General features: G+C 71.6%; 21 protein-coding genes. 6 read left to right on the top strand and 15 right to left on the bottom strand.

Annotated features, from left to right (window positions below; translation table 11 throughout):
- Window positions 1-11: 11 nt before the first annotated feature.
- From rpoZ to pyrR, 11 genes are all read right to left on the bottom strand, one after another.
- On the bottom strand, window positions 12-278 hold the full coding sequence (gene rpoZ, locus AC0VYM_RS09710) for a DNA-directed RNA polymerase subunit omega (RefSeq protein ID WP_017546567.1): 267 nt from the start codon (window positions 276-278) through the stop codon (window positions 12-14).
- A 135-nt stretch (window positions 279-413) separates the two neighbouring features.
- The gene (gene gmk, locus AC0VYM_RS09705; protein WP_475461274.1) at window positions 414-1,004 is read right to left on the bottom strand and encodes a guanylate kinase; all 591 of its coding nucleotides are present in this window, start codon (window positions 1,002-1,004) and stop codon (window positions 414-416) included.
- A 327-nt stretch (window positions 1,005-1,331) separates the two neighbouring features.
- Window positions 1,332-1,655 (bottom strand): integration host factor, actinobacterial type, encoded by a 324-nt coding sequence (gene mihF / locus AC0VYM_RS09700; RefSeq protein ID WP_017546565.1) that lies wholly within the window; start codon window positions 1,653-1,655, stop codon window positions 1,332-1,334.
- Window positions 1,656-2,050: 395 nt separating this feature from the next.
- The gene (gene pyrF / locus AC0VYM_RS09695; RefSeq protein WP_475461272.1) at window positions 2,051-2,758 is read right to left on the bottom strand and encodes an orotidine-5'-phosphate decarboxylase; all 708 of its coding nucleotides are present in this window, start codon (window positions 2,756-2,758) and stop codon (window positions 2,051-2,053) included.
- A gap of 331 nt (window positions 2,759-3,089) precedes the next feature.
- Window positions 3,090-4,031 carry a dihydroorotate dehydrogenase gene (locus AC0VYM_RS09690; protein WP_475461270.1) on the bottom strand — a complete coding sequence of 314 codons (942 nt, stop codon included), beginning with the start codon at window positions 4,029-4,031 and terminating at the stop codon, window positions 3,090-3,092.
- Window positions 4,032-4,093: 62 nt separating this feature from the next.
- Complete coding sequence (locus AC0VYM_RS09685; RefSeq protein ID WP_475461267.1) at window positions 4,094-4,993, bottom strand: dihydroorotate dehydrogenase electron transfer subunit; 900 nt, start codon at window positions 4,991-4,993, stop codon at window positions 4,094-4,096.
- Between the two features lie 218 nt (window positions 4,994-5,211).
- Complete coding sequence (gene carB / locus AC0VYM_RS09680) at window positions 5,212-8,520, bottom strand: carbamoyl-phosphate synthase large subunit (protein ID WP_475461264.1); 3,309 nt, start codon at window positions 8,518-8,520, stop codon at window positions 5,212-5,214.
- Window positions 8,521-8,535: 15 nt separating this feature from the next.
- Window positions 8,536-9,678, bottom strand: coding sequence for a glutamine-hydrolyzing carbamoyl-phosphate synthase small subunit (gene carA, locus AC0VYM_RS09675; RefSeq protein WP_475461262.1), 1,143 nt, complete (start codon window positions 9,676-9,678; stop codon window positions 8,536-8,538).
- A gap of 56 nt (window positions 9,679-9,734) precedes the next feature.
- Window positions 9,735-11,036, bottom strand: coding sequence for a dihydroorotase (locus AC0VYM_RS09670; RefSeq protein WP_475461260.1), 1,302 nt, complete (start codon window positions 11,034-11,036; stop codon window positions 9,735-9,737).
- Between the two features lie 181 nt (window positions 11,037-11,217).
- A complete protein-coding gene (locus AC0VYM_RS09665) occupies window positions 11,218-12,126 on the bottom strand; it encodes an aspartate carbamoyltransferase catalytic subunit (protein ID WP_378742506.1) in 909 nt (302 codons plus the stop codon).
- Window positions 12,126-12,836 (bottom strand): bifunctional pyr operon transcriptional regulator/uracil phosphoribosyltransferase PyrR, encoded by a 711-nt coding sequence (gene pyrR, locus AC0VYM_RS09660; protein ID WP_475461258.1) that lies wholly within the window; start codon window positions 12,834-12,836, stop codon window positions 12,126-12,128. Before pyrR ends, AC0VYM_RS09665 begins: the two co-directional genes overlap by 1 nt.
- Before the next feature lie 501 nt (window positions 12,837-13,337).
- On the opposite strand from pyrR, the gene bldD reads away from it, so the two are divergent.
- Together bldD and AC0VYM_RS09650 are read left to right on the top strand one after the other, a co-directional pair.
- A complete protein-coding gene (gene bldD, locus AC0VYM_RS09655; protein WP_013154123.1) occupies window positions 13,338-13,832 on the top strand; it encodes a transcriptional regulator BldD in 495 nt (164 codons plus the stop codon).
- A 308-nt stretch (window positions 13,833-14,140) separates the two neighbouring features.
- The gene (locus tag AC0VYM_RS09650) at window positions 14,141-14,749 is read left to right on the top strand and encodes an N-acetyltransferase family protein (protein WP_475461256.1); all 609 of its coding nucleotides are present in this window, start codon (window positions 14,141-14,143) and stop codon (window positions 14,747-14,749) included.
- Here the strand turns inward: AC0VYM_RS09650 and metF are convergent.
- The gene (gene metF, locus AC0VYM_RS09645) at window positions 14,667-15,596 is read right to left on the bottom strand and encodes a methylenetetrahydrofolate reductase [NAD(P)H] (RefSeq protein WP_475462982.1); all 930 of its coding nucleotides are present in this window, start codon (window positions 15,594-15,596) and stop codon (window positions 14,667-14,669) included. The two genes, AC0VYM_RS09650 and metF, sit on opposite strands and share 83 nt — an antisense overlap.
- Before the next feature lie 256 nt (window positions 15,597-15,852).
- Between metF and AC0VYM_RS09640 the strand changes: the two genes are divergently transcribed.
- From AC0VYM_RS09640 to AC0VYM_RS09625, 4 genes are all read left to right on the top strand, one after another.
- The gene (locus tag AC0VYM_RS09640) at window positions 15,853-16,938 is read left to right on the top strand and encodes a polyprenyl synthetase family protein (protein WP_475461254.1); all 1,086 of its coding nucleotides are present in this window, start codon (window positions 15,853-15,855) and stop codon (window positions 16,936-16,938) included.
- Window positions 16,939-17,107: 169 nt separating this feature from the next.
- Entirely contained in the window at window positions 17,108-18,394 is a 1,287-nt protein-coding gene (locus AC0VYM_RS09635) for a DUF418 domain-containing protein (RefSeq protein WP_475461252.1), read from the top strand.
- Between the two features lie 68 nt (window positions 18,395-18,462).
- Window positions 18,463-19,356 (top strand): SDR family oxidoreductase, encoded by an 894-nt coding sequence (locus AC0VYM_RS09630; protein ID WP_475461248.1) that lies wholly within the window; start codon window positions 18,463-18,465, stop codon window positions 19,354-19,356.
- Window positions 19,357-19,496: 140 nt separating this feature from the next.
- Window positions 19,497-20,468, top strand: a complete 972-nt coding sequence (locus AC0VYM_RS09625; RefSeq protein WP_475461245.1) for a zinc-binding dehydrogenase — start codon at window positions 19,497-19,499, stop codon at window positions 20,466-20,468.
- Window positions 20,469-20,505: 37 nt separating this feature from the next.
- Here the strand turns inward: AC0VYM_RS09625 and AC0VYM_RS09620 are convergent, their stop codons facing one another.
- The 3 genes from AC0VYM_RS09620 to AC0VYM_RS09610 all read right to left on the bottom strand — a co-directional run bounded on the left by AC0VYM_RS09620 (window position 20,506) and on the right by AC0VYM_RS09610 (window position 22,404).
- Entirely contained in the window at window positions 20,506-21,252 is a 747-nt protein-coding gene (locus AC0VYM_RS09620) for an aminoglycoside phosphotransferase family protein (RefSeq protein WP_475461242.1), read from the bottom strand.
- Between the two features lie 53 nt (window positions 21,253-21,305).
- Entirely contained in the window at window positions 21,306-21,977 is a 672-nt protein-coding gene (thiE, locus tag AC0VYM_RS09615; RefSeq protein ID WP_475461239.1) for a thiamine phosphate synthase, read from the bottom strand.
- 67 nt (window positions 21,978-22,044) lie between these two features.
- Entirely contained in the window at window positions 22,045-22,404 is a 360-nt protein-coding gene (locus AC0VYM_RS09610) for an Rv2175c family DNA-binding protein (protein ID WP_475461237.1), read from the bottom strand.
- Between the last annotated feature and the right edge of the window lie 90 nt (window positions 22,405-22,494).

The raw sequence follows: 22,494 nt of genomic DNA, 5'->3' as shown, positions 1-22,494 counted from the left end.
TGGGGCGAGGCTCAGTTGCCCTCGTACGGCTCGGCGGTGAGCAGGCCGGACTTGACCTCGCGCAGGGCGATGGACAGGGACTTCTCCTGGACCTGGGTCTCGACCAGCGGGCCGACGTACTCCAGCAGGCCCTCGCCCAGCTGCGCGTAGTAGGCGTTGATCTGGCGGGCCCGCTTGGAGGCCATGGTGACCAGGCTGTACTTGCTGTCGACGCACTCCAGCAGGTCGTCGATCGGCGGGTTGGTGATGCCTTCGGCGACGGGCTCGGTACCAGCCACTTCGTTACCTCCAGGGACGGTGTCCGGCTCGTCGGAAGCCGTGACGCGGGTTGGAACAGAAAGGTTCAAGGGGCCCAGGGACGGGGCGGACGCGGCCGCCGCCGGAGTCCGGCGCGGCCCGATGCGCACCCGCTATCACACCTTGGGCGCTGTCATCAACGCTAGCAGCTCGTCGCACACTTCCTGTACGGACGTGTTGACGAGGGTGGTGTCGAACTCCTTCTCGGCGGCGAGCTCGATCTTGGCCACCTCCAGGCGGCGCTGGATCACCTCGTCGGACTCGGTCCCCCGGCCGGTCAGCCTGCGGACCAGCTCCTCCCACGAGGGCGGGGCGAGGAAGACGTGCAGGGCGTCGTCCATGGACTCGCGGACCTGGCGCGCGCCCTGGAGTTCGATCTCCAGCAGCACGGGGACGCCCGCGCTGAGGCGTTCCTCGACGGGGCCGCGCGGCGTGCCGTAGCGGTTGCCCGCGAACTGGGCCCACTCCAGGAGCTGGTCCTCCGCGACGAGGCGGTCGAACTCCTCGTCGGAGACGAAGTGGTACTGGACCCCGTCGCGCTCGCCGGGTCGGGGTGCGCGGGTGGTCACCGACACCGAGAGCCACACGTCGGGGTTGACCTGGCGCAGGTGGGCGACGACCGTGCTCTTCCCCACGCCGGAGGGGCCGGACAGGACGGTCAGTCGTTTCTCGGCCGGTCGGGTCTGGTCTGCGGTCTGCGCAGGCATGTGAGTATCAGGCTTCCATTCGGCTCTCCGCCACGCGGTGGGCCGTGGGCCTCGTGAGCGCTGCCTGGGCCGGACCCGGGGTCCGGCGCGCACCGCGCGGGCGGCTCGTGCTGGCGCACTGGCGCGCAGCGTACGGTCGCGGGAAGCTCCCTTTATATCACCGAGCCACGGTGGGGCGGACGGGGTGTGACCTGGGGCCCACCCGCCCGCCCACCGTGGCGTCGGGTTGTTGCTCACCGCGTGCCGTGGCCACTGGTGCAGCGGCTCCGAGCGACTGTGGGGGACGCGTCGGGGGCGGTGTTGGCCGGTGTCGCCACCGGACCGGTGTTACTTGGTGAGGTCGCCGAACTCGCTCTCGAGGGCGGCACGCTGGTTGGTGCCGAGGCCTCGGACACGGCGCGACTCAGCGATGTTGAGCCGCTCCATGATCTGCTTGGCACGCACCTTGCCGACACCGGGGAGGGATTCCAGCAGAGCCGAAACCTTCATCTTGCCGATGACGTCGTCCTTGAGGCCGTTGGAGAGGACCTCGGACAGCGAGATGCCGCCGTTCTTGAGCTTGTTCTTGACCTCCGCACGCTCTTTTCTGGCCTTGGCGGCCTTCTCAAGAGCCGCACTGCGCTGCTCGGGTGTGAGGGGAGGAAGGGCCACGCCGGGTCACCTCGGTTTTCTACTCGTTTGTAGAGGGCGGACGCCTGCGCAAGTTAGTAGGTCTGACCCCTGTTAGGCAACGTAAAGTGCCCTTTCAAGGGCTATTTCATCGAAGGAACTACCCTGGGTGACGATCCAATTGCGGTCGGACACGAAAATCAGGACTTTGGTCCCGATTGACGAGCTGGGAAAGCGCACCACCTGCGCAGGTCACCCTACGGTGACTCGGGTCACTCTTCGCCATGGATTCCTAGTTTTGGACACGCCTAATTGGTGACCGTCCGTGATCCACAACTGTGAGTGATGGGACAGATGCGACAAATGGGACTACCCCGCCCTGACCGGCCCTGAGTCCGGGCAGCCCACGGGCCCCCGACCCCGACCCCTCCCGGTTTTCAGACACGCCCACCGGCCCTCCGCACGGCCGCCGCGATCGAGGCCGCCGCCGCACCCGGGTCCGGGGCGCGGGTGATGGGTCGTCCGATGACCAGGAGGTCCGCCCCGGCCTCGATCGCCGCCTCGGGGGTGGCGACCCGCGACTGGTCACCGAGGTCCGCCCCGGCCGGTCGCACCCCCGGGGTGATCAGCGTGACGTCCGGACCCACCTCGGAACGGACCATCGCCACCTCCTGGGGCGAGCACACCAGCGCACGGGCGCCCGCGCCCACCGCGAGCACCGCGAGGCGCCGCACCGCGTCCCGCGACGGACCGAGCAGCCCCACCTGCTCCAGGTCCGCCTCGTCCATGGACGTGAGCACGGTGACCGCCGCGATCCTGGTGTCCGGCGCCGCCTCGACCGCCGCGCGGACCATGTCCGCGCCCCCGGAGGCGTGCACGGTCAGGATCGAGGGCCGCAGACCGGCGACCGAGCGCGCCGCCCCGGCGACCGTGGCCGGGATGTCGTGCAGCTTCAGGTCGAGGAAGACTCCGACCCGGTTGGCCCCGCGCACGGCGCTGATCACGTCGGGGCCGTAGCGCAGGTACAGCTCCAACCCCACCTTCACCGTGCTCACGTGCGGCGCGACCGCGGAGGCCCAGGTGGCCGCCGTCTCGATCTCGTTCGCGTCGATCGCGACGGCGATGGGCGCGGAGTGCGCGGTCATGTCGGTATCTCCAATCGTGTGCCACCGGTGTTGGACCGGTGCCGGAAAGCTTCCGTTCGTGCCTTACGTCCGTACTTACGCCCGTGCTTACACACGCACCAGCCGATGCACGTTCGCTGTCATGTGCACACCATCAAGGTGTGCGGTTCCCCGGATCGGCCGCTTCATGCGCCCTACCCGCGTCACTTCCCCGTAACGGCCGCTCAAACGGACGTAGGCGCATGTTCTCCGCGAACCCACCCACGTATCCCCGCAGCACGCGTTCGGCCACACAGAGCCATCTCAGGGCCGTTCAGGCCGGTCAGGGCACTATGGATGCGTGAACGGGTGGTCACACACCCGTGCCGGCGCGGTGGGCGGCGCCCACCACGTCCGAGGCCCTGGAGACTCCGCGCGCCTCCAGCGCCTCGTTGAACTCCCGCAGGACCCGCGTGCACGCCGACGGATCGGAGAAGTTGACCGTCCCCACCGCCACCGCGCTGGCGCCCGCCGCCATGAACTCCAGGACGTCGGTGCCGGTGCGCACCCCGCCCACGCCGACGATCGGCACCTCGGGGAAGGCCTCGTGCACCCGGTAGACGCACCCCACCGCCAGCGGGCGGATCGCCGGGCCGGACAGCCCGCCCATACCCCCGGCCACCGCGGGGCGCAGCGTCCGCGGGTCCACGCTCATCCCGCGCAGGGTGTTGATCATGGTCAGTCCGTCGACGCGGGCCGCCACACAAGCGCTGGCCAGCTCCACCACGTCGGGGACGTCGGCGGCGAGCTTGGCCAGCACCGGAACGTCCGAGCGCGCGTGCGAGCGCACCGTCTGCACGATCGTCGCGGCCTGGGCGGCGTCGTCCGCGAAGTGCCGCCCCGCCGGGTCGGCCGGGTTCGGGCAGGAGAGGTTGACCTCGATGGCGCCCACCCCCTCCGCCTCGGAGACCCGCCGGGCCAGCTCACCGAACTCGCCCACGCCCGACCCCGCGATGGAGACGATCGCCCGTCCCCCTCGTGCGAGCAGCCAGGGCAGGTCCCGCTGGAGGAACACGTCCACCCCGGGCCCCTGCATGCCCGTGGTGCTCAGCATCCCGCTCGGGGTCTCCGCCATGCGCGGCGCGGGTCTGCCCGCACGCGGTTCCAGCATCAACGACTTGGTGGTGACCGCGCCGATCTCCCCGATGTCGAAGAACTGCGACAGCTCGCGCCCCGAACCCGCGCACCCGGCGGCGGTGACCACCGGGTTCGGGAGGCGGAGGGAGCCGAGCCTGGTCCTGAGGTCTGCGTTCACTGGCCTTCGCTCGCTCGTGGCCCGGCGCCGTGCGGCGCCGGGCCTCTCGTGGCTCTGATGTGTCAGGCGATGTCGCGGGCCGACTCCGCGGCGCGGGCCGCGCTGGACCCCTTCCACCCCGGGGCGCCCAGGGCGTCGAAGGGGATGGTCCCGACGTCGTCGAAGCGCACCTGCTCGCCTCGGAACACGGGTCCGTCCACACAGGAACGCACCATGCGGGTGATGCCGTCCTCCCCCACCACCGGGATCACGCAGGTCATGCAGATCCCGATGCCGCACGCCATGGCCTCCTCGACCGCGACCTGCACGGGGACCCCGTGCTCACCCGCCACCTGGGTGACGGACCTGAGCATGGGCATGGGGCCGCAGGCGTACACCGCGTCCGAGCGGGACTCCTCGATCACGCGGCCCAGGACGTCGGTGACCCTCCCCCGGGTTCCGAAGGAGCCGTCGTCGGTGGTGAAGGTGGCGGTCTCCGCGACGCGGCGCGCGGTGATGGCGCTAAACACGCGGTCGGCGGAGGCGGCGCCCAGCACGAAGTCCACCCGGCAGCCGCGCCTGCGCAGCGACTGCGCGAGCGGGAACAGCGGCGCGCTGCCGGACCCGCCGCCCACGAGGACGCAGTTCACGGGGTCGCGGGGCAGCGGGAAGGGCCGTCCGAGCGGTCCCACCACGTCGAGCAGGTCGCGTGATCTTCGTTCCGCCAGCCAGGCGGTCCCCGTGCCGCGCACCGCGAACAGGAACTCGACGGTCCCGCCGTAGTCGGGCTTGACGTCGTGGATCGCGAAGGGGCGGCGCAACAGCGTGCTGGAGTGGTCCCCGCCGACCGCCACCGACACGAACTGCCCGGAACGGAACCGTTCCGCGATGCCCGGCGCGACGACGGTGATGGCGTAGTAGGCGTCCACCCTGCGCACGTTCAGCACGGGGCACCTGGTCTGCACCGGTCCGTTGTCGCTCATGTCTGGTGGTGGCCTCTCTGGAACTGGGCTTCACCGTCCGGGCGCCGCGACGTACCGCGGCGCCCGGACGGTGCCTGCTGTGGGCCTCCGCTCCGCTTCAGCCCGTGTCCGGGTACCCAGGCGGCCAGGGATCCCTCGTCCTCGTCAGCGCCCGGCCCGTTGCTCGCCGACGCGCGACTCGTCCTCCGGAACCCTGGCGGCACCCGGACTGCTACAGCCTAGGAGTTCCGACGGCTCTCCGTGAGCGACTGGGCGTGCTCCTGGAGGGAGCGCACCCCGACGTCGCCGCGCACGCGGGCCTCGATCGCCTGGACCGCGGCGGCCAGACCCTGCACGGTGGTGACGCTGGGCACCGCGCGGGCGATGGCGGCCGTCCGGATCTCGTACCCGTCCAGACGCGGACCGGACTGGCCCGCGCTGCCGAACGGGGTGTTGACGATCAGGTCGACGTCACCGTCGTGGATGAGCTGCACGATGGTGGGCTCGCCGTTGGGGCCGGTGCCCGTGCTGTGCTTGCGCACCACGGTCGCGAGGACGCCGTTGCGGCGCAGCACCACGGCGGTGCCCTCGGTGGCCAGGATCTCGAAGCCGAGGTCGGCCAGGCGCTTGACCGGGAAGATCATCGAGCGCTTGTCGCGGTTGGCGACCGACACGAACACCTTGCCCTGGGTGGGCACGTTGCCGTTGACCGCCAGCTGGGACTTGGCGTAGGCGGGGCCGAACCCGGTGTCCAGGCCCATGACCTCACCGGTGGAGCGCATCTCGGGGCCGAGGATGGTGTCGACGCCCTCGCCCTCCTTGTTGATGAACCGGTTGAAGGGCAGCACGGCCTCCTTCACCGACACCGGGGCGTCGGCGGGCAGGTCGCCGCCGTCGCCCTTGGCGGGCAGCATGCCCTCGGCGCGCAGTTCCGCGATGCTGCTCCCGGCCATGACGCGGGCGGCGGCCTTGGCCAGCGGCACCGCCGTGGCCTTGGAGACGAACGGGACCGTGCGGGAGGCGCGCGGGTTGGCCTCCAGCACGTTGAGGACGCCGGAGGCCAGCGCGTACTGGACGTTGAGCAGGCCCCGGACCCCGGTACCGCGCGCGATGGCCTCGGTGGAGTAGCGGATGCGCTCGATGTCCTCGCTGCCCAGGGTGATCGAGGGCAGGGTGCACGCCGAGTCGCCGGAGTGGATCCCGGCCTCCTCGATGTGCTCCATCACGCCGCCCAGGTACAGGTCCTTGCCGTCGTAGAGGGCGTCGACGTCGATCTCGATGGCGTCGTCGAGGAAGCGGTCGATCAGGACCGGGTGCTCCGGGCTGACCTCGGCGTTGCGCTCGATGTAGTCCGCGAGCATCCGCTCGCTGTAGACGATCTCCATGCCCCGGCCGCCCAGCACGTAGGACGGGCGGACCATGACCGGGTAGCCGATCTCGTCGGCGGCGGCCTTGGCCTGCTCGAAGGAGTAGGCCATGCCGTACTTGGGCGCGGGCAGTCCGGCGTCGGCCAGGACCTTGCCGAACTCGCCCCGGTCCTCGGCCAGGTCGATGGCCTCGGGGCTGGTGCCGATGATGGGCACGCCCGCGTCCTTGAGGCGGCGGGCCAGGCCGAGCGGGGTCTGGCCGCCCAGCTGGACGATCACGCCGACGACCGGTCCGGCGGCCTGCTCGGCGCGCACGACCTCCAGGACGTCCTCCAGGGTGAGCGGCTCGAAGTAGAGCCGGTCGCTGGTGTCGTAGTCCGTGGAGACGGTCTCCGGGTTGCAGTTGACCATGACGGTCTCGAACCCGGCCTCGGAGAGCGCGAAGGAGGCGTGGACGCAGGAGTAGTCGAACTCCACGCCCTGGCCGATCCGGTTGGGGCCCGAACCCAGGATGATGATCTTGGGCCGGTCTCCGGTGGGAACCTCGGTCTCCTCGTCGTAGCTGGAGTACAGGTACGGCGTCGCGGCCCGGAACTCGGCGGCGCAGGTGTCCACCGTCAGGTAGACGGGGTGGATACCCAGCGCGTGGCGGAGCTCGCGGACGACGTCCTCGGTCCGCCCGGTGATCTCACCGATCTGGACGTCGGAGAAGCCGAGGCCCTTGGCCTCGCGGAGCAGGGCGGCGTCGAGCTTGGGGGCGGTGGCCAGGACGCGGGCCATCTCCTCCAGGCGCAGCATCTGGTCCAGGAACCACGGGTCGATCCTGGTGGCCTCGTGCAGTTCCTCGACCGTGGCTCCGGCGCGGAGGGCCTGCTGGACCTGGCGCAGGCGGTGCTCGGTGGGCTGGGCGGAGCGGCGCAGGAGATCGTCCTTGTCGCCGGGGTTCCCCGCCCAGGTCAGGCCGATGCCGGACTTCTCCAGGGAGCGCATGGCCTTCTGCAGCGCCTCGGGGAAGGACCGGCCGATCGCCATGGCCTCGCCCACCGACTTCATGGTGGTGGTGAGGGTGGGGTCGGCGCCGGGGAACTTCTCGAAGGCGAAGCGGGGGACCTTGACGACCACGTAGTCGAGCGTGGGCTCGAAGCTGGCCGGGGTCTCCTTGGTGATGTCGTTGGGGATCTCGTCCAGCGTGTAGCCGACGGCGAGCTTGGCGGCGATCTTGGCGATCGGGAAGCCGGTGGCCTTGGAGGCCAGCGCCGAGGATCGGGACACGCGGGGGTTCATCTCGATGACGATGACCCGGCCGGTGGTGGGGTGGACGGCGAACTGGATGTTGCAGCCGCCGGTGTCCACGCCGACCTCGCGGATGACCGCGATGCCGATGTCGCGCAGCTTCTGGTACTCGCGGTCGGTGAGGGTCATGGCCGGGGCGACGGTGATGGAGTCGCCGGTGTGCACGCCCATGGGGTCGAGGTTCTCGATGGAGCACACGACCACGACGTTGTCGTTGGTGTCGCGCATCAGCTCCAGCTCGTACTCCTTCCAGCCGAGGATGGACTCCTCCAGGAGCACCTCGGTGGTCGGGGAGAGCGCCAGGCCCTGGCCCGCGATGCGGCGGAGCTCGGTCTCGTCGTGGGCGAAGCCGGATCCGGCGCCGCCCATGGTGAAGGACGGGCGCACGACGACCGGGTACTCGAGTTCCACGGCGGCGTCCAGGCACTCCTGGAGGGTGTGGCAGATGCGGGAGCGGGCGGACTCGCCGCCGATGCGCTCGACGATCCCCTTGAAGATCTCGCGGTCCTCGCCGGACTGGATGGCGTCGATGTTGGCGCCGATGAGCTCGACGTCGTACTTGGCCAGGATCCCGGCCTCGTGCAGGTCGACGGCGGCGTTGAGCGCCGTCTGCCCGCCCAGGGTGGGCAGGAGCGCGTCGGGGCGCTCCTTGGCGATGATCTTCTCGATCATCTCGGGGGTGATCGGCTCGACGTACGTGGCGTCGGCGATCTCCGGGTCGGTCATGATCGTGGCCGGGTTGGAGTTGACCAGGATGACCCGCAGGCCCTCGGCCCGCAGGACACGGCAGGCCTGGGTGCCCGAGTAGTCGAACTCGGCCGCCTGCCCGATCACGATCGGGCCGGAGCCGATCACGAGGACGGATGAAAGGTCACTACGGCGCGGCATGCTCTGTTCCTCTTACTACTTGGCAGCCGGTGCGGGCTGGGCGGACATCAGGTCGACGAACTCGTCGAAGAGCTCGGCGGCGTCGTGGGGGCCCGCGGCGGCCTCCGGGTGGAACTGGACGCTGAACACGGGCCGGTCCAGCAGCCGCAGGCCCTCGACGACCTGGTCGTTGAGGCCGATGTGGCTGACCTCGGCCCGGCCGTAGGGGGTGTCGAAGGGCGCGTCGAGCGGGGCGTCCACGGCGAAGCCGTGGTTCTGGCTGGTGATCGCCACCTTCTTGGTGCGGGTGTCGATGACCGGCTGGTTGACGCCCCGGTGGCCGAAGGGCAGCTTGTAGGTGCCCAGGCCCAGGGAGCGGCCCAGGATCTGGTTGCCGAAGCAGATGCCGAAGAGCGGCTTCCCGGCGTCCAGCACCCCGCGCATGGCGTCGACCGAGCGGTCGGCGGTGGCGGGGTCGCCGGGGCCGTTGCTGAAGAAGACGCCGTCCGGGTCCAGCGCGAGGATGTCCTCGGCGGTGGCCGTGGCGGGCAGGACGGTGACCCTGCACCCGCGCTCCGCCAGCCGCTGGGGGGTCATGGCCTTGATGCCGAGGTCGACGGCGGCCACGTGGTAGCGGGTCTCGACGCCCTGGGGCGGCAGGACCTCGTAGGCGGTGTCGGTGCTGACCTCGACGGCCAGGTCGGAACCGGCCATGCGGGGCTGCTCCAGGATGCGGGCGTGCAGCGCCTTGGGGTCGGTCTCCACGCTGCTGACCGCCGCGCGCATGGCGCCCCGGTCGCGCAGGTGGCGGGTGAGGGCCCGGGTGCCGGTCAGCGCGATGCCGACCACGCCCTGGCGGCGCAGTTCCTCGTCGAGGGTGCGCCGGGCCCGCCAGTTGGAGGGGATGCGCGCGGGCTCGCGGACGACGTAGCCCGCGACCCAGATGCGGCCGGACTCGGGGTCGTCGTCGTTGACCCCGGTGTTACCGATGTGCGGTGCGGTCATCACCACGATCTGGCGGTGGTACGAGGGGTCGGTGAGGGTCTCCTGGTAACCGGTCATACCGGTGTTGAAGACGGCCTCCCCGAAGGTCTCGCCGGTGGCGCCGAAGGAGCGGCCGTGGAACACACGACCGTCCTCAAGCACCAGGATCGCCGGACCGCCGGTCTCCTCGGACACGCTTTCCCCCTCTGCCGCACCAGGCGTGGCCTGCGCGTTCACTGCGTTCTGTGTGCTCAATTGATCTTCCCCTCCAGGACGGTGGGCACGCCGCGCAGGAACGTGGCGCGGACCTCGCCGGGCAGGGTCATGCCCCGGAAGGGGGTGTTGTCGCTCTTGGTCACCATGGCCGCGCCGTCGACGCCCACCGGCGACGCGGGGTCGTAGAGGACGACGTTGGCGGGCTCGCCCACGGCCAGTTCACGGCCGTGTCCGCTGACCCGGCCGATACGGGCGGGCGCGGTGGACATGCGGTCGGCGACCTCGGCCCAGGTGAGCAGGCCGGTGTCGACCATGGTGCGCTGCACGACCGCCAACGCGGTCTCCAGTCCGACCATTCCCATGGCGGCGTTGGACCACTCGGTCTCCTTCGCCTCCGCCGGGTGCGGGGCGTGGTCGGTGGCGACGATGTCGATCGTGCCGTCGGCCAGTCCCTCGCGCAGCGCCTCGACGTCCTCGGCGGTGCGCAGGGGCGGGTTGACCTTGTAGATCGGGTCGTAGCCCTCGACCAGGTCGTCGGTGAGGAGCAGGTGGTGCGGGGTGACCTCGGCGGTGACGTCGCAGCCGCGCGCCTTGGCCCAGCGGATGATGTCCACCGAGCCCTTGGTGGAGACGTGGCACACGTGCAGGCGCGAGCCGACGTGCTGGGCGAGCAGGCAGTCGCGGGCGATGATCGCCTCCTCCGCGACCGCGGGCCAGCCGGGCAGGCCGAGGCGGTCGGAGACGCACCCCTCGTTCATCTGCGCGCCCTCGGTCAGGCGCGGCTCCTGGGCGTGCTGGGCGATGACGCCGTCGAAGGCCTTGACGTACTCCAGCGCGCGCCGCATGAGCAGGGCGTCGGAGACGCAGATGCCGTCGTCGGAGAAGACCCGCACCCGCGCGGCGGAGTCGGCCATGGCGCCGATCTCGGAGAGCTGCTGTCCCGCGAGGCCGACGGTGACGGCTCCGACGGGGCGCACGTCGCAGTACCCGGCCTCGCGGCCCAGGCGCCAGACCTGCTCGACCACACCGGCGGTGTCGGCCACGGGGTCGGTGTTGGCCATGGCGTGCACGGACGTGTAGCCGCCCATGGCGGCCGAGCGGGAGCCCGAGGCGACGGTCTCGGCGTCCTCCCGGCCGGGTTCGCGCAGGTGGGTGTGGAGGTCCACGAGTCCGGGCAGGGCGACCAGGCCGGTGGCGTCCACGACCCGGGCGCCCTCGGGGGCCTCCAGGTCCGGGCCGATCGCGGCGATCTGGCCGTCGACGAACAGCAGGTCGACGGGCTCGCCGCCGAGCGGGCGGGCGCCCCTGATCAGGTGCGGTCCGGTGTTTTCGGGCATGAAGGTGTCGGCTTTCTCGTGTTTCGTGAAGTTCGTGGGCGGCCCGGGGCGCTTCTCGCACCGCGGGCCCGCTCCGGCGGCTCTCGCGTGTCCGGGCGTCCGGGCGCCGGTGGGGTTCCGCCCTTCCGGGCGGTCGGCCGCGGGCCGGGCGGAGCGGAGGCCGGGAGCGGGCACAGCGCTCCTAGGAGCCGCCGAGCAGCAGGTAGAGCACGGCCATGCGCAGGCTGACACCGTTGGCGACCTGCTCGGTGACGGTGCAGCGCGGGGAGTCCGCGACCTCGGCGGAGATCTCCATGCCCCGGACCATCGGACCGGGGTGCATGACGATCGCGTCGGAGGGCATCCGGCCCAGGCGCTCGCCGTCGAGCCCGTAGTTGCGGCTGTACTCGCGGACGGAGGGGAAGAAGGAGTCACGCATGCGCTCCGCCTGGACCCTCAGCATCATGACCACGTCGGACTTGGGCAGGACGTCGTCGAGGTCGTAGGAGACCTCGCACGGCCAGGTGTGCACCGAGACCGGCAGCAGAGTGGGCGGCGCGACCAGGGTGACGTGCGCGCCCAGGGTGGTGAGCAGCAGCACGTTGGAGCGGGCGACCCGGCTGTGCAGGATGTCCCCGACCACGGCCACGCGCAGGCCGTCGAGACGGCCCAGGCGGTCGCGCATGGTGTAGGCGTCCAGCAGTGCCTGGGTGGGGTGTTCGTGGGTGCCGTCGCCCGCGTTGAGGACGGAGCCGTCCACCCAGTGGGCCAGGCGGTGGGCGGCGCCGGAGGCACCGTGCCTGATGACGACGGCGTCGGCGCCCATGGCCTGGAGGGTGAGCGCGGTGTCCTTGAGGCTCTCACCCTTGGAGACGCTGGAGCCCTTGGCCGAGAAGTTGATGACGTCGGCGGACAGGCGCTTGGCGGCCAGCTCGAAGGAGGTGCGGGTGCGGGTGGAGTCCTCGTAGAAGAGGTTGACCACGGTGCGTCCGCGCAGGGTGGGGAGCTTCTTGACGGAGCGGTCCCCGACCTGGGCCAGTTCGGCCGCGGTGTCCAGGATGAGCGTGGCCTCGTCGCGGCTGAGGTCGCCGGTGGAGAGCAGGTGGCGCATCAGGCGTCCCCTTCCTTGGTGTCGGCCGTGGTCGGGGCACCGGTGCGCGCGGGGGAACCGGGCCGCAGGCCTCCCTTGAGGGTGGTGGAGGGTGACGGGCGGGCGGGGCCGAGGAGCACGCCGTCCTGGCCGTCGGTCTCGGACAGCTGGACCGTGACGCTCTCGCGCAGGGAGGTGGGCAGGTTCTTGCCCACGTAGTCGGCGCGGATGGGGAGTTCGCGGTGGCCCCGGTCGACGAGGACGGCGAGCTGGACCGCGCGGGGGCGGCCGAGGTCTCCGAGGGCGTCGAGGGCGGCGCGGACGGTGCGGCCGGAGAAGAGGACGTCGTCGACGAGGACGACCACGCGGTCGTCGAGGCCCCCGGCGGGGATCGCGGTGCGACCCAGGGCACGCGCCGGCGCCAGGTGCAGGTCGTCGCGGTACATCGTGATGTCGAGCGAGCCGTGGGGGACGCTGAGGTCCTCGACCCGCTCGATCCGGCGGGCCAGGCGCTCCGCGAGCGGTACGCCGCGTGAGGGGATGCCCAGGAGGGTGACGTTCTCGCCGCCCTTGGTGCGTTCGAGCACCTCGTGGGCGATGCGGGTCAGGGCCCGGTTGATCTCGTTGCCGTCGAGGACGGCCCTGGTGCCTTCGGGTACCTCGGGTGTCTCCGGTACCTCGGGTGAGGGGACACCAACATCCTCACCGCTGGTTGGTTTTCGCGCACGCAAAGTAGTGACCCCTTCCCTGCCTCACAGAACAGGTCGTTAAAGGATGTCGATCGGGGCCACGCTACCAGCGGGGACAGCGGGGCCCTCGGGCACGTTCCACGCTCCGAGACCAGCGATGTGATGCTGATCACAAAGACCGTCGAAGATTGCCCAGCTAAGAGTATCCGTATCATGACACTCCGGATTTGCACACCATTCGGGCGAAACGCGAAATTCCCTGTAGGAGCGGGCTTTCCGACCTCCAAACCCGCACCACTCGCCCCCACTCCTCCCAAAATGAGAGGCGTCTCACCTACGCACGGTTTGGCCACTGATTAGTCGCGTTTCACACCAACGGCTTGACCTGGACACCAGCACCCCTCTACCGTCACTGTCTGTAACCACTACCGGGTGGGGTTGCACCCCGTGACCATCCGCTGGACCGCTCAGGCGGCCCGCCGAGTACGAGCGGACGTCTCCCCACTCACGCCAGCCACCGTCACGGCCGGGAGCGACAAGAAGATGCCATCCGAATACGCCAAGTCCCTCGGTGCGCGACTGCGTGCCATCCGCACCCAGCAGGGCCTGTCCCTGCACGGGGTGGAGGAGAAGTCCCACGGACGCTGGAAGGCCGTCGTGGTGGGCTCCTACGAGCGCGGTGACCGCGCCGTCACCGTGCAGAAGCTGGCCGAACTGGCCGACTTCTACGGGGTGCCGATGTCGGAGCTGCTGCCCGGCGGCGCCGCGCCCACCCCGCTGGGCCCCACACCCAAGCTGGTGATCGACCTGGAGCGCATGCAGCAGCTCCCGCAGGAGAAGGCCGGTCCGCTCTCCCGCTACGTCGCCACCATCCAGAGTCAGCGGGGCGACTACAACGGGCGGGTGCTGTCCATCCGCCAGGAGGACCTGCGCTCACTCGCGGTCATCTACGACAAGTCGCCTGGCGACCTGACCGAGGAGCTCATCAACTGGGGCGTCCTCGACCCCGAGGCCCGTCGCGCCGTCGACGCCTTCTAGGAGTCTCCGGCTCCGGGACCTCCCGGAACGGGAGAAGGCCGGGTGTTCCCCCCAAGGGAACACCCGGCCTTCCGCGTGTCCGGACCCGGGCGGACCGGACACCACGTGGGAACGGACGCGGCCGGGCAGGGGCTTCCCCTCCCCGACCCGGCCGCGCCTGCCCCACCGGACGAGCCGGTGGAGCGAATCGAACTCGTGTTCGACACAGGACAGTTAACACTCCCCCCGGGGCACTCGTCAAGGAGCGCCGCGCACGGCGGCACGGCGAGGACCAGCGGCGACCGGCGCTCACGCCCTAGTGTGGGGGCGTGTCAGCCCACACCGAGTTACGCGCACTCGCTCCCCCCGCGTTCACACACGCCGTACCCGCCCTGCTGGAGGTCTACGAGGCGGCCATGCGGCCTCCGCCGGACCAGCTCCCCGGGCGGGCCGCCGTGATGACCTCCCACGCCGGTTACCCCGGGTTCGGTTCCGTGGTGGCCGTGGAGGGCGACCGGCCCCTCGGCTTCGCCTACGCCTTCCACGGCCACGAGGGCCAGTGGTGGCACGACGTCGTCACCGAGGCGCTGCGCCTGCACGGGCGGTCACGGCACGTGCGCCGGTACCTGGCCGACCCGCTGGAGATCGCGGAGGTCCACGTGCTTCCGGAGGCGCAGAACCGGGGGCTGGGCCGCTCCCTCCTGCACGCGCTGTGCGCGGGCAGGCCGGAGCGCACCGCGGTGCTGTCCACGCGTACGGGACCCACCGCGGCGCGCCACCTCTACCGTTCGTGCGGGTTCGTCGAGGTGCTGGAGTCCTTCTCGTTCCCCGGCACCCCCGACCAGCCCTTCTCGATCATGGCCGCGCGGCTTCCGCTCCTCGGACCCGGTTCCCGGCGACCTCGCGGTAGATCTCCCTGGTGGCCGTGGACTGGTTGAACGTGATGAAGTGGATGCCCGGGGCGCCCTCGGAGAGCAGCCGCTCGCACATGCGCTGGGCGTGCTCGATCCCGAAGGCGCGCACCGCCTCCTCGTCGTCACCGAACCGCTGGAAGCGCTCGGCCAGGGCCGCCGGGAACGGGGCGCCGGAGAGCTTCTCCGAGCGCGGGATGGAGGCGAGCTTCACCACCGGGAAGACCTCGGGGATGATCGGCACCTCGCAGCCGCGCGCGGCCACCCGGTCGCGCAGGCGCAGGTAGTCCTCGGCGTCGAAGAACATCTGGGTGATGGCGTAGTCGGCCCCGGCCTCGCACTTGCGCACGAAGTGGTCGGTGTCGGTCTCCACGTCGGCCGAGCGCGGGTGCTTGTAGGGGAAGGCCGCCACACCGACGCAGAAGTCACCGCTCTCCTTGAGGAGCCGGACCAGTTCCTCGGCGTAGGTGAGCCCGGCGGGGTGCTGGACCCACTCGCCGTCGGGGTCGCCGGGCGGGTCGCCGCGCACGGCCAGCATGTTCGACACGCCCGCGTCGGCCAGTCGGCCGATGAGGTGGCGCAGCTCCGCGACGGAGTGGTCCACCAGGGTCATGTGGGCGACCGGCATCAGCGTGGTGTCGGTCGCGATGCGCTCGGTGGTCTCCACCGTGAGGTCGCGGGTGCCGCCTCCGGCACCGTAGGTGACGGAGACGAAGGACGGGCCGAGGGCCTCGATCTCCCGGATCGCGCGCCAGAGTCGTTCCTGGGCCCTGGCGTTGCGGGGCGGGAAGAACTCGAAGGAGAACATCGGCTCGCCCGAGTCGAGGAGGTCGCGGATATGACGCGGCCTGGAAGCCGGGGTTCGGGGCGCCACGGGGCGGGTCGGTGCAGCCAACATGACTCCAACCTTAGGCGAGACCCCCTCGGAAGCGGATGCCGCGTCCCACTTTCTGAGACCGAAAGTGAAACTCCGCTCCATTTCCCAGTATGCGAGACAACAAATGACACACAGGTAAACACTGTCTCTCATTCTGGGCCCATCGGGTCTCACCCGACCTCTCACCTGGAACCGGATCCCCATCCCCCGATCCGGGGCATCCGCGCGCGGACCAGCCGCTAATGTGCAGGGTATGGCCGTCTCCTCAACTTCCTCAGCCTCCTCCGCCGTGTCCGTCATCCGCTCCGACGTGGACCGCGAACTCTCCTCCTTCTGCGCCTCGCACCGCGAACGGCTGCTGGAGATCGGAGAGGAACTGGCCCCGGCCATGGACTCCCTGGAGGTCATGGTCTCCTCGGGCAAGCGCCTGCGGCCCACCTTCGCCTACTGGGGGTGGCGCGGCGCGGGCGGCGCCGCCGGTGACGACCGCATGGTGCGCGCCGCCGCCTCCCTGGAGTTCCTCCAGGCCTGCGCCCTGGTCCACGACGACGTGATCGACAACAGCGACACCCGGCGCGGACGGCCCGCCACGCACAAGCGCATGGCCAAGCTCCACGCCGACCACGGCTGGAACGGTGACAGCGAGGGGTTCGGCGAGGGCGCGGCGATCCTCATCGGAGACCTCTGCCTGGCCTGGTCCGACGAGATGTACCAGGCCAGCGGCTTCTCCCCGGAGACGCTCCAGGCCGGAAGGCGCCCCTTCGACGCGATGCGCACGGAGGTGATGGCCGGGCAGTACCTGGACACCCTGGAGCAGGTACGGGGCACCGCCACCCGCGAGGCCGCCCTGCGCGTGATGCGCTACAAGGCCGCCAAGTACACGGTGGAGCGCCCGCTGCACCTGGGCGCCGCGCTGGCCGGGCGCCACGAGGCACTGGCCGGGGTCTACACCGACTACGGCATCCCCCTGGGCATCGCCTTCCAGCTCCGCGACGACGTGCTCGGGGTCTTCGGTGACCCGTCCACCACGGGCAAGCCCGCCGGTGACGACCTGCGCGAGGGCAAGCGCACCCTGGTCGTGGCCGAGACCCTGGCCCGGTCCGGCGCGGCCGACGCCGAGCGCTTCCGGAGCCTGCTGGGCACGCCCGACCTCACCGTGGACGCGGTGGAGTGGATGTGCGGCCTGATCGAGTCCTCGGGGGCGCTGGCCGCCTGTGAGTCGATGGTCTCCGAGTACGCGGACCAGGCGCTGGCCGCCCTGGAGAGCCCCGAGCTGGACGCCGGGGCCCGTGGCCCGCTCGGTGACCTGGTGGTGGCCGCCACGCGGCGCTCGCACTGAGCCCGGTCCGGTCCGGGTCCGGCCGACCCGTTCCGGCGCGCCCCCGAAGCCCCTAGGGGTCGACCCTGGTGACTTCGGGGGTTTTCTCATACTTGAAACCTGTTGCGACGTCTGTCTGGATCCGGGTTGAATCGGAGCTCACGATACATCTCGAACCCGGAGACCTCCCTTGTCCAGACAGACCCCCGTGGTCGGGCCGACCGGCACCACGGACCGGGCCCTCGCGCCCGACCTCGCACGCGGTTTCATGCTGTTGTTCATCGCGTTGGCCAACTCCGTCTGGTACCTCTGGGCGTCCCCCAGCGACGGCCTGACCGTGCACCCCGCACCCGAGGGAACCCTGGACGCGGTCGCCCAGTTCTTCACGGTCATGGCCGTGGACATGCGCAGCTACCCGATGTTCGCGTTCCTCTTCGGCTACGGCATGATGCAGCTGGCCCGGCGGCAGGAGGCCGCCGGCGCCGACGTGAAGAGCGTGAACGCCCTGCTGCGCCGCCGCAACCTGTGGCTGGTCGTCTTCGGTTTCGTCCACGCCATGCTGCTGTGGATGGGCGACATCCTGGGCGCCTACGGCGTGGCCGGGCTGGTCCTGGGCTGGCTGTTCTTCCGCCGCAAGGACGTGACCCTGGTCGTGTGGAGCGCGGTGCTCACCTTCCTGATGGCGGTGGGCAGCGCGCTCAGCCTCCTGGCCCTGCCGTTCGTCGGGGAGACCGAGGGCGGCACGGGCGGCCTCGACATGAACGAGATGGCGGGCAACATCGGTGACCCGTCCGTCCTGTCGGCCGCCGCGGACCGGCTGCTGAACTGGCCGCTGGTCAGCATCGGGCAGGGCCTGCTCGGCCTGGTCGTGCCCACCGCGATCCTGCTCGGTTTCTGGGCCGCGCGGCGCCGCTTCCTGGAGGAGCCCGGGCTGCACCTGCGGACGCTGCGCTGGGTGGCGGGGGTCGGCATCGGTGTCGGCTGGATCGGCGGTCTCCCCGAGGCCCTGGCGCAGGTCGGCGTCCTCGGCCTCACCACGGACCAGGGCGTGATGCTCACCTTCCCGCACATGCTGACCGGCCTCTTCGGCGGCCTCGGGTACGTCGCCCTGATCGCCCTGGTCGCCCACGGCCTCCAGGAGCGGGGCCGGACCGGAGGGGTCGTGGTGACCGCCCTGACGGCCACCGGCAAGCGTTCCATGAGCGCCTACCTTGCACAGTCCGTGCTGTGCGCGCCGATCCTGGCCGCCTGGGGCCTGGGGCTGGCCGCGTACATGACCTCGTGGACGATGTTCCTGTACGCGGTCGCGGTGTGGTTGGTGACGGTGGCGGGTGCCTACGCGCTGGAGCGCGCGGGACGCCGGGGACCGGCCGAGGTCCTGCTGCGCAGGCTGTCGTACCGGCGTTCGACCACGGCGGTCACGGCGCCCGCCGGGCCGCCCCCGGCCGACGAGCACCAAGAGCGCACCACCCCCTGACCGGGGGGCGCAAAAACGGGCGCGCCGATCAGCGACCGGTGGGCACTCGTACCCCAGGATGGGTTTCCATGGGCGACGATCACATGACAAACCACACCATAGGGGTGACCGGGGCCACCGGTGCGCTGGGCGGGCGGGTGGCCGCCCGGATCGCGCGGCTCGGGTTGGCGCAGCGCCTCATCGTGCGCGACATCAACCGGGCGCCGGAGTACCCGGAGAGCAGCGCGGCGATGGCGGTCTACGAGGACACGGCCGCCTTCGAGAAGGCCTGTCGCGGCGTGGACACGCTCTTCCTGGTCTCGGCCACCGAGTCCGAGGACCGGGTGGAGGCCCACCTGAGCGCGGTGGACGGCGCGGTCCGCGCCGGAGTGTCGAGGATCGTGTACCTGTCGTTCCTGGGCGCGGGTCCGGCGTCCACGTTCACGTTCGCCCGTACGCACTTCTACACGGAGGCGCACATCCGGTCCACGGGTGTCCCGCACACGTTCCTGAGACCCAGCCTGTACCTGGACCTGCTGCCCCGCTGGGTGGACGAGGAGGGCGTCGTGCGCGGCCCCGCCGGTGAGGGCAGGATCGCGTGGGTCTCACGCGACGACGTGGCGGACGTGGCCACGGCGGTGCTGACCGACCCGGTGGTGGTGGCGGCCTCGGAGGAGGCGTCCTACGACGTGACCGGGCCCGAGGCGCTGTCGGTGGGCGCCACCGTGGAGAAGCTGGGCAGGCTGACCGGGCGGAGCGTCCGGTACGTGCCCGAGACCTGGGAGGAGGCCCTGGCGTCGCGCCGTCCGAGCGGGGCCGCCGAGTGGGAGATCGAGGGCTGGGCCTCCTCGTACGCGGCGATCGCCGCCGGGGAGATGGACGTGGTCTCGCCCGTCGTACCCGACCTGACCGGACATCCGGCGCAGTCCATCGAGGGCTTCCTGCGCCGCCACCCGAGCGCCCTCTCCCACGTCGCGGTCTGACCCGGCCCTCCCCCGCCACCGCCGTGCCCCGTGCGCGGCGGTCTCCCTTTTCCCGGGACGGCCCTTGACCTCAATATTGGTTGAGGACCAATTCTTGGTTCCTGCGGGGGACGGACCCCCGCACGAGGAGAGTGGTGGACATGCGCGCGGTACGAGTCGACCGGTTCGGCGGCCCCGAGGCCCTGGTGGTCAGGGAACTCCCCGACCCCGAACCCGGCCCCGGCGAGGCGCTGGTCGAGGTCGGGGCGGCCAACGTCATCTACCTCGACACCCTGATCCGCAGTGGCGCGGCCCGGGACCACTTCCCCCAGACGCCGCCCTACGTCCCCGGGGGCAGCGTGGTGGGCCGGGTCGCCGCGGTCGGCCCCAGCGCGGACCCCGCGTGGGTCGGCGCCCAGGTCCTCACCCGGACCGACGACGGCGGATACGCCGACCGCGTGACGGTCCCGGCGGAGGGCCTGGTCCGGGTCCCCGCCGAGCTGCGTCCCCTCGACGCCCTGGCGCTCATGGTCGACGGCGCGACCGCGATGATGCTGGAGCGGGCCGCCCGCTTCACCCCGGACACCTGGGTCCTGGTCCTGGCCGCCACCGGCGGCGCGGGCAGCCTGGTCGTGCAGCTCGCCCGCCTCGCGGGGGCGAGGGTGATCGGCGCGGCCCGGGGCGCGGAGAAGCTGGCGCTGGCACGGTCCCTCGGCGCGGAGGAGGTCGTGGACTACGCGGAGCCGGGCTGGTTGGACCGGGTGCGCGAGCTCACCGGAGGCGCGGGGGCGGAGGTGGTGGTCGACGGGGTCGGCGGCGAGCTCGGGTCGGCGTCCTTCACGGCGGTGGCCGACGGCGGCCGGTTCCTCAGCTACGGAACGGCCGGTGGTTCCTTCGCGGAGTTCGACGCGGACGAGGCCGCACGGCGCGGGATCACCGCCCTGGGCCTCAACGACATGCAGGCCCGACCGGGGACGGACCGGAGCGACCTGACCCGGCTGGCCCTGGAGGAGGCGCGGGCCGGGCACCTGCGGCCCCACGTGGGCCTGACCCTGCCGTTGGAGCGGGCCGCCGAGGCGCACGCCGCCCTGGAGGGCCGCCGCGTCCTGGGCAAGGTGCTGCTGGTCCCCTAGGTCGGGCCCGGCGCGTGGCGGTCGGGCCAGCGCGGCCTCACATCCGGGCACGGAGCACGTCGACCTCACAGCCCGGCGCGAACGGATCGAAACCGTGCTCGACCAGCCAGCGCACCCCCAGGAGGCTGCGCAACGACCACCACGCCCGGACCACGTCGAGGTCTACGTCGGTGCCGTAACCGGCGACGACCGCGTCGAGGTGCCCCTCGTGTCCGAGGGTCAGGGTGGCGAGGTCGAACAGGGCGTCGCCCCGGCCCGCCTCGGACCAGTCGATGATGCCGGTGACCTCGTCGTCCTCGACGAAGACGTGCTCCCTCTGCAGGTCGCCGTGCGTGAACACCGGAGTGCGCGGCCGGATCGCGGCCTCGGCCACCTGGCGGTTGCGGCTGACCAGGTCGGAGGGCAGGACGCCGTTCGCCACGAGCAGTCCGCACTCGCGGTCGAGCTCCGCCGCCCACTCCTCGGGGTTCCGGCGGCGACGGCCGGGCCAGGGAGGTGGCGGTGCCTCGTGCAGTCTCCGGACGGCGGCGCCCGCCGCGGCCCACGCCGCCGACGACGCGGGCGACGGCTCACCGAGGCGGCCGAGCGCCGTCCCCGGGAGCGCGGCGATCGCGAGCACGGGCGGCCTGCGCCACAGGACCTCCGGGGTGGGGACCGGGGCGAGGGACATCGCCTCGACCTCGGCGTCGATGCGCGTCTGGTCGGCGTCCACCTTCAGGAACACGTCGCCTACACGCAGGGTCGCGCGCTCGGAGTGGGCGACGACCACTTCAACCTCATCCATGGTCGATCAGTATCCCGGGGACGGTCGTCGGCGTCTCCGGGTTTTCGCCGCGGTCAGGCGTCGCCGCGCCGTGCGGTCAGGCGGGACCGGAGCGCGCTGGCCGCCGCTCGCGGATCCTCGGCCTCGGTGACGGCGCGCACCACGACCACGCGGGTGGCCCCGGCGTCCAGCACCCGGTCCACGTTGTCCAGGTCGATGCCGCCGATCGCGAACCAGGGCCGGTCGGTGCCGAGCGCGGCCGCGCGCTCGACCAGTTCGAGCCCGGCCGCCGGGCGGCCCGGCTTGGTGGGGGTCGCCCAGGTCGGGCCCACGCAGAAGTAGTCGCTCCCGGGCTCCTCCGCCGAACGGGCGGCGGCCTCGGGGTCGTTGTTGGAGCGGCCGACCAGCGGGTCGGCGCCGATGATGTCGCGGGCCAGGGGCACCGGCAGGTCGCGCTGGCCGAGGTGCAGGACGTCGGCGCGCACCGCGCGGGCGATGTCGGCGCGGTCGTTGACGGCGAGCAGGGCGCCGTGGCGTTCGCACGCCTCGCGCAGGACCTCCAGGGCGGCCAGTTCCTGGCGGGCCTCCAGGCCCTTGTCCCGGAGCTGGATGATGTCCACGCCCCCGGCCAGGGCGGCGTCCGCGAACTCCGCGAGATCACCGCTCTCGGTCCGGGCGTCGGTGCACAGGTACAGAAGGGATGCGTCCAGGCGCTCGCGCAGGCTGGTTCCGTGGCTCGTCCTCACGCGCCCCACCCTAACCAACGGCCCGGGGGACGTCACCGGGGCGGTGCGTCCCCGGGCCGTGGGCGGCTCAGAAGGCCATGCCCTGGGCCCGGCGGCGGACCTCGGTGCCCCGGTTCTCGCGCATGGCCTGGATCGGCGTGCCCGGCAGGGTGTCGTCCGGCGTGAACAGCCAGCGCAGGGCCTCCTCGGTGGAGAAACCGGCGTCGGTGAGCAGCACGATGGTGCCCGGCAGGCCCTTGACCAGGTCCGGGCCGTCCAGGAAGGCGGCGGGAATGGAGAGTTCGCCACCGCGCACCACGCCCATGAGGCGGTTCTCGCGGATGAGGGTCTTGATGCGGTTGGGGCTCACGCCCAGCGGCGCGGCCGCCTCACGCAGGGTCAGCCATTCGCCGACGAGTTCGTCGAGTTCACGATCGCTTTGTGTCACCCGTCCAATCTGCCACACCCGGCCGGGCCCCGGTGACCATCGCGCCGCTCCCGGGCCCCCTGCCTGGGAGATCCCCGCCACGACCGCCCT

It is taken from the genome of Nocardiopsis sp. iso_237 (genome assembly GCF_056173345.1).
The sequence above is the reverse complement of the archived record's forward strand: the minus strand, read 5'-3'. Positions and strand labels throughout refer to the sequence as shown.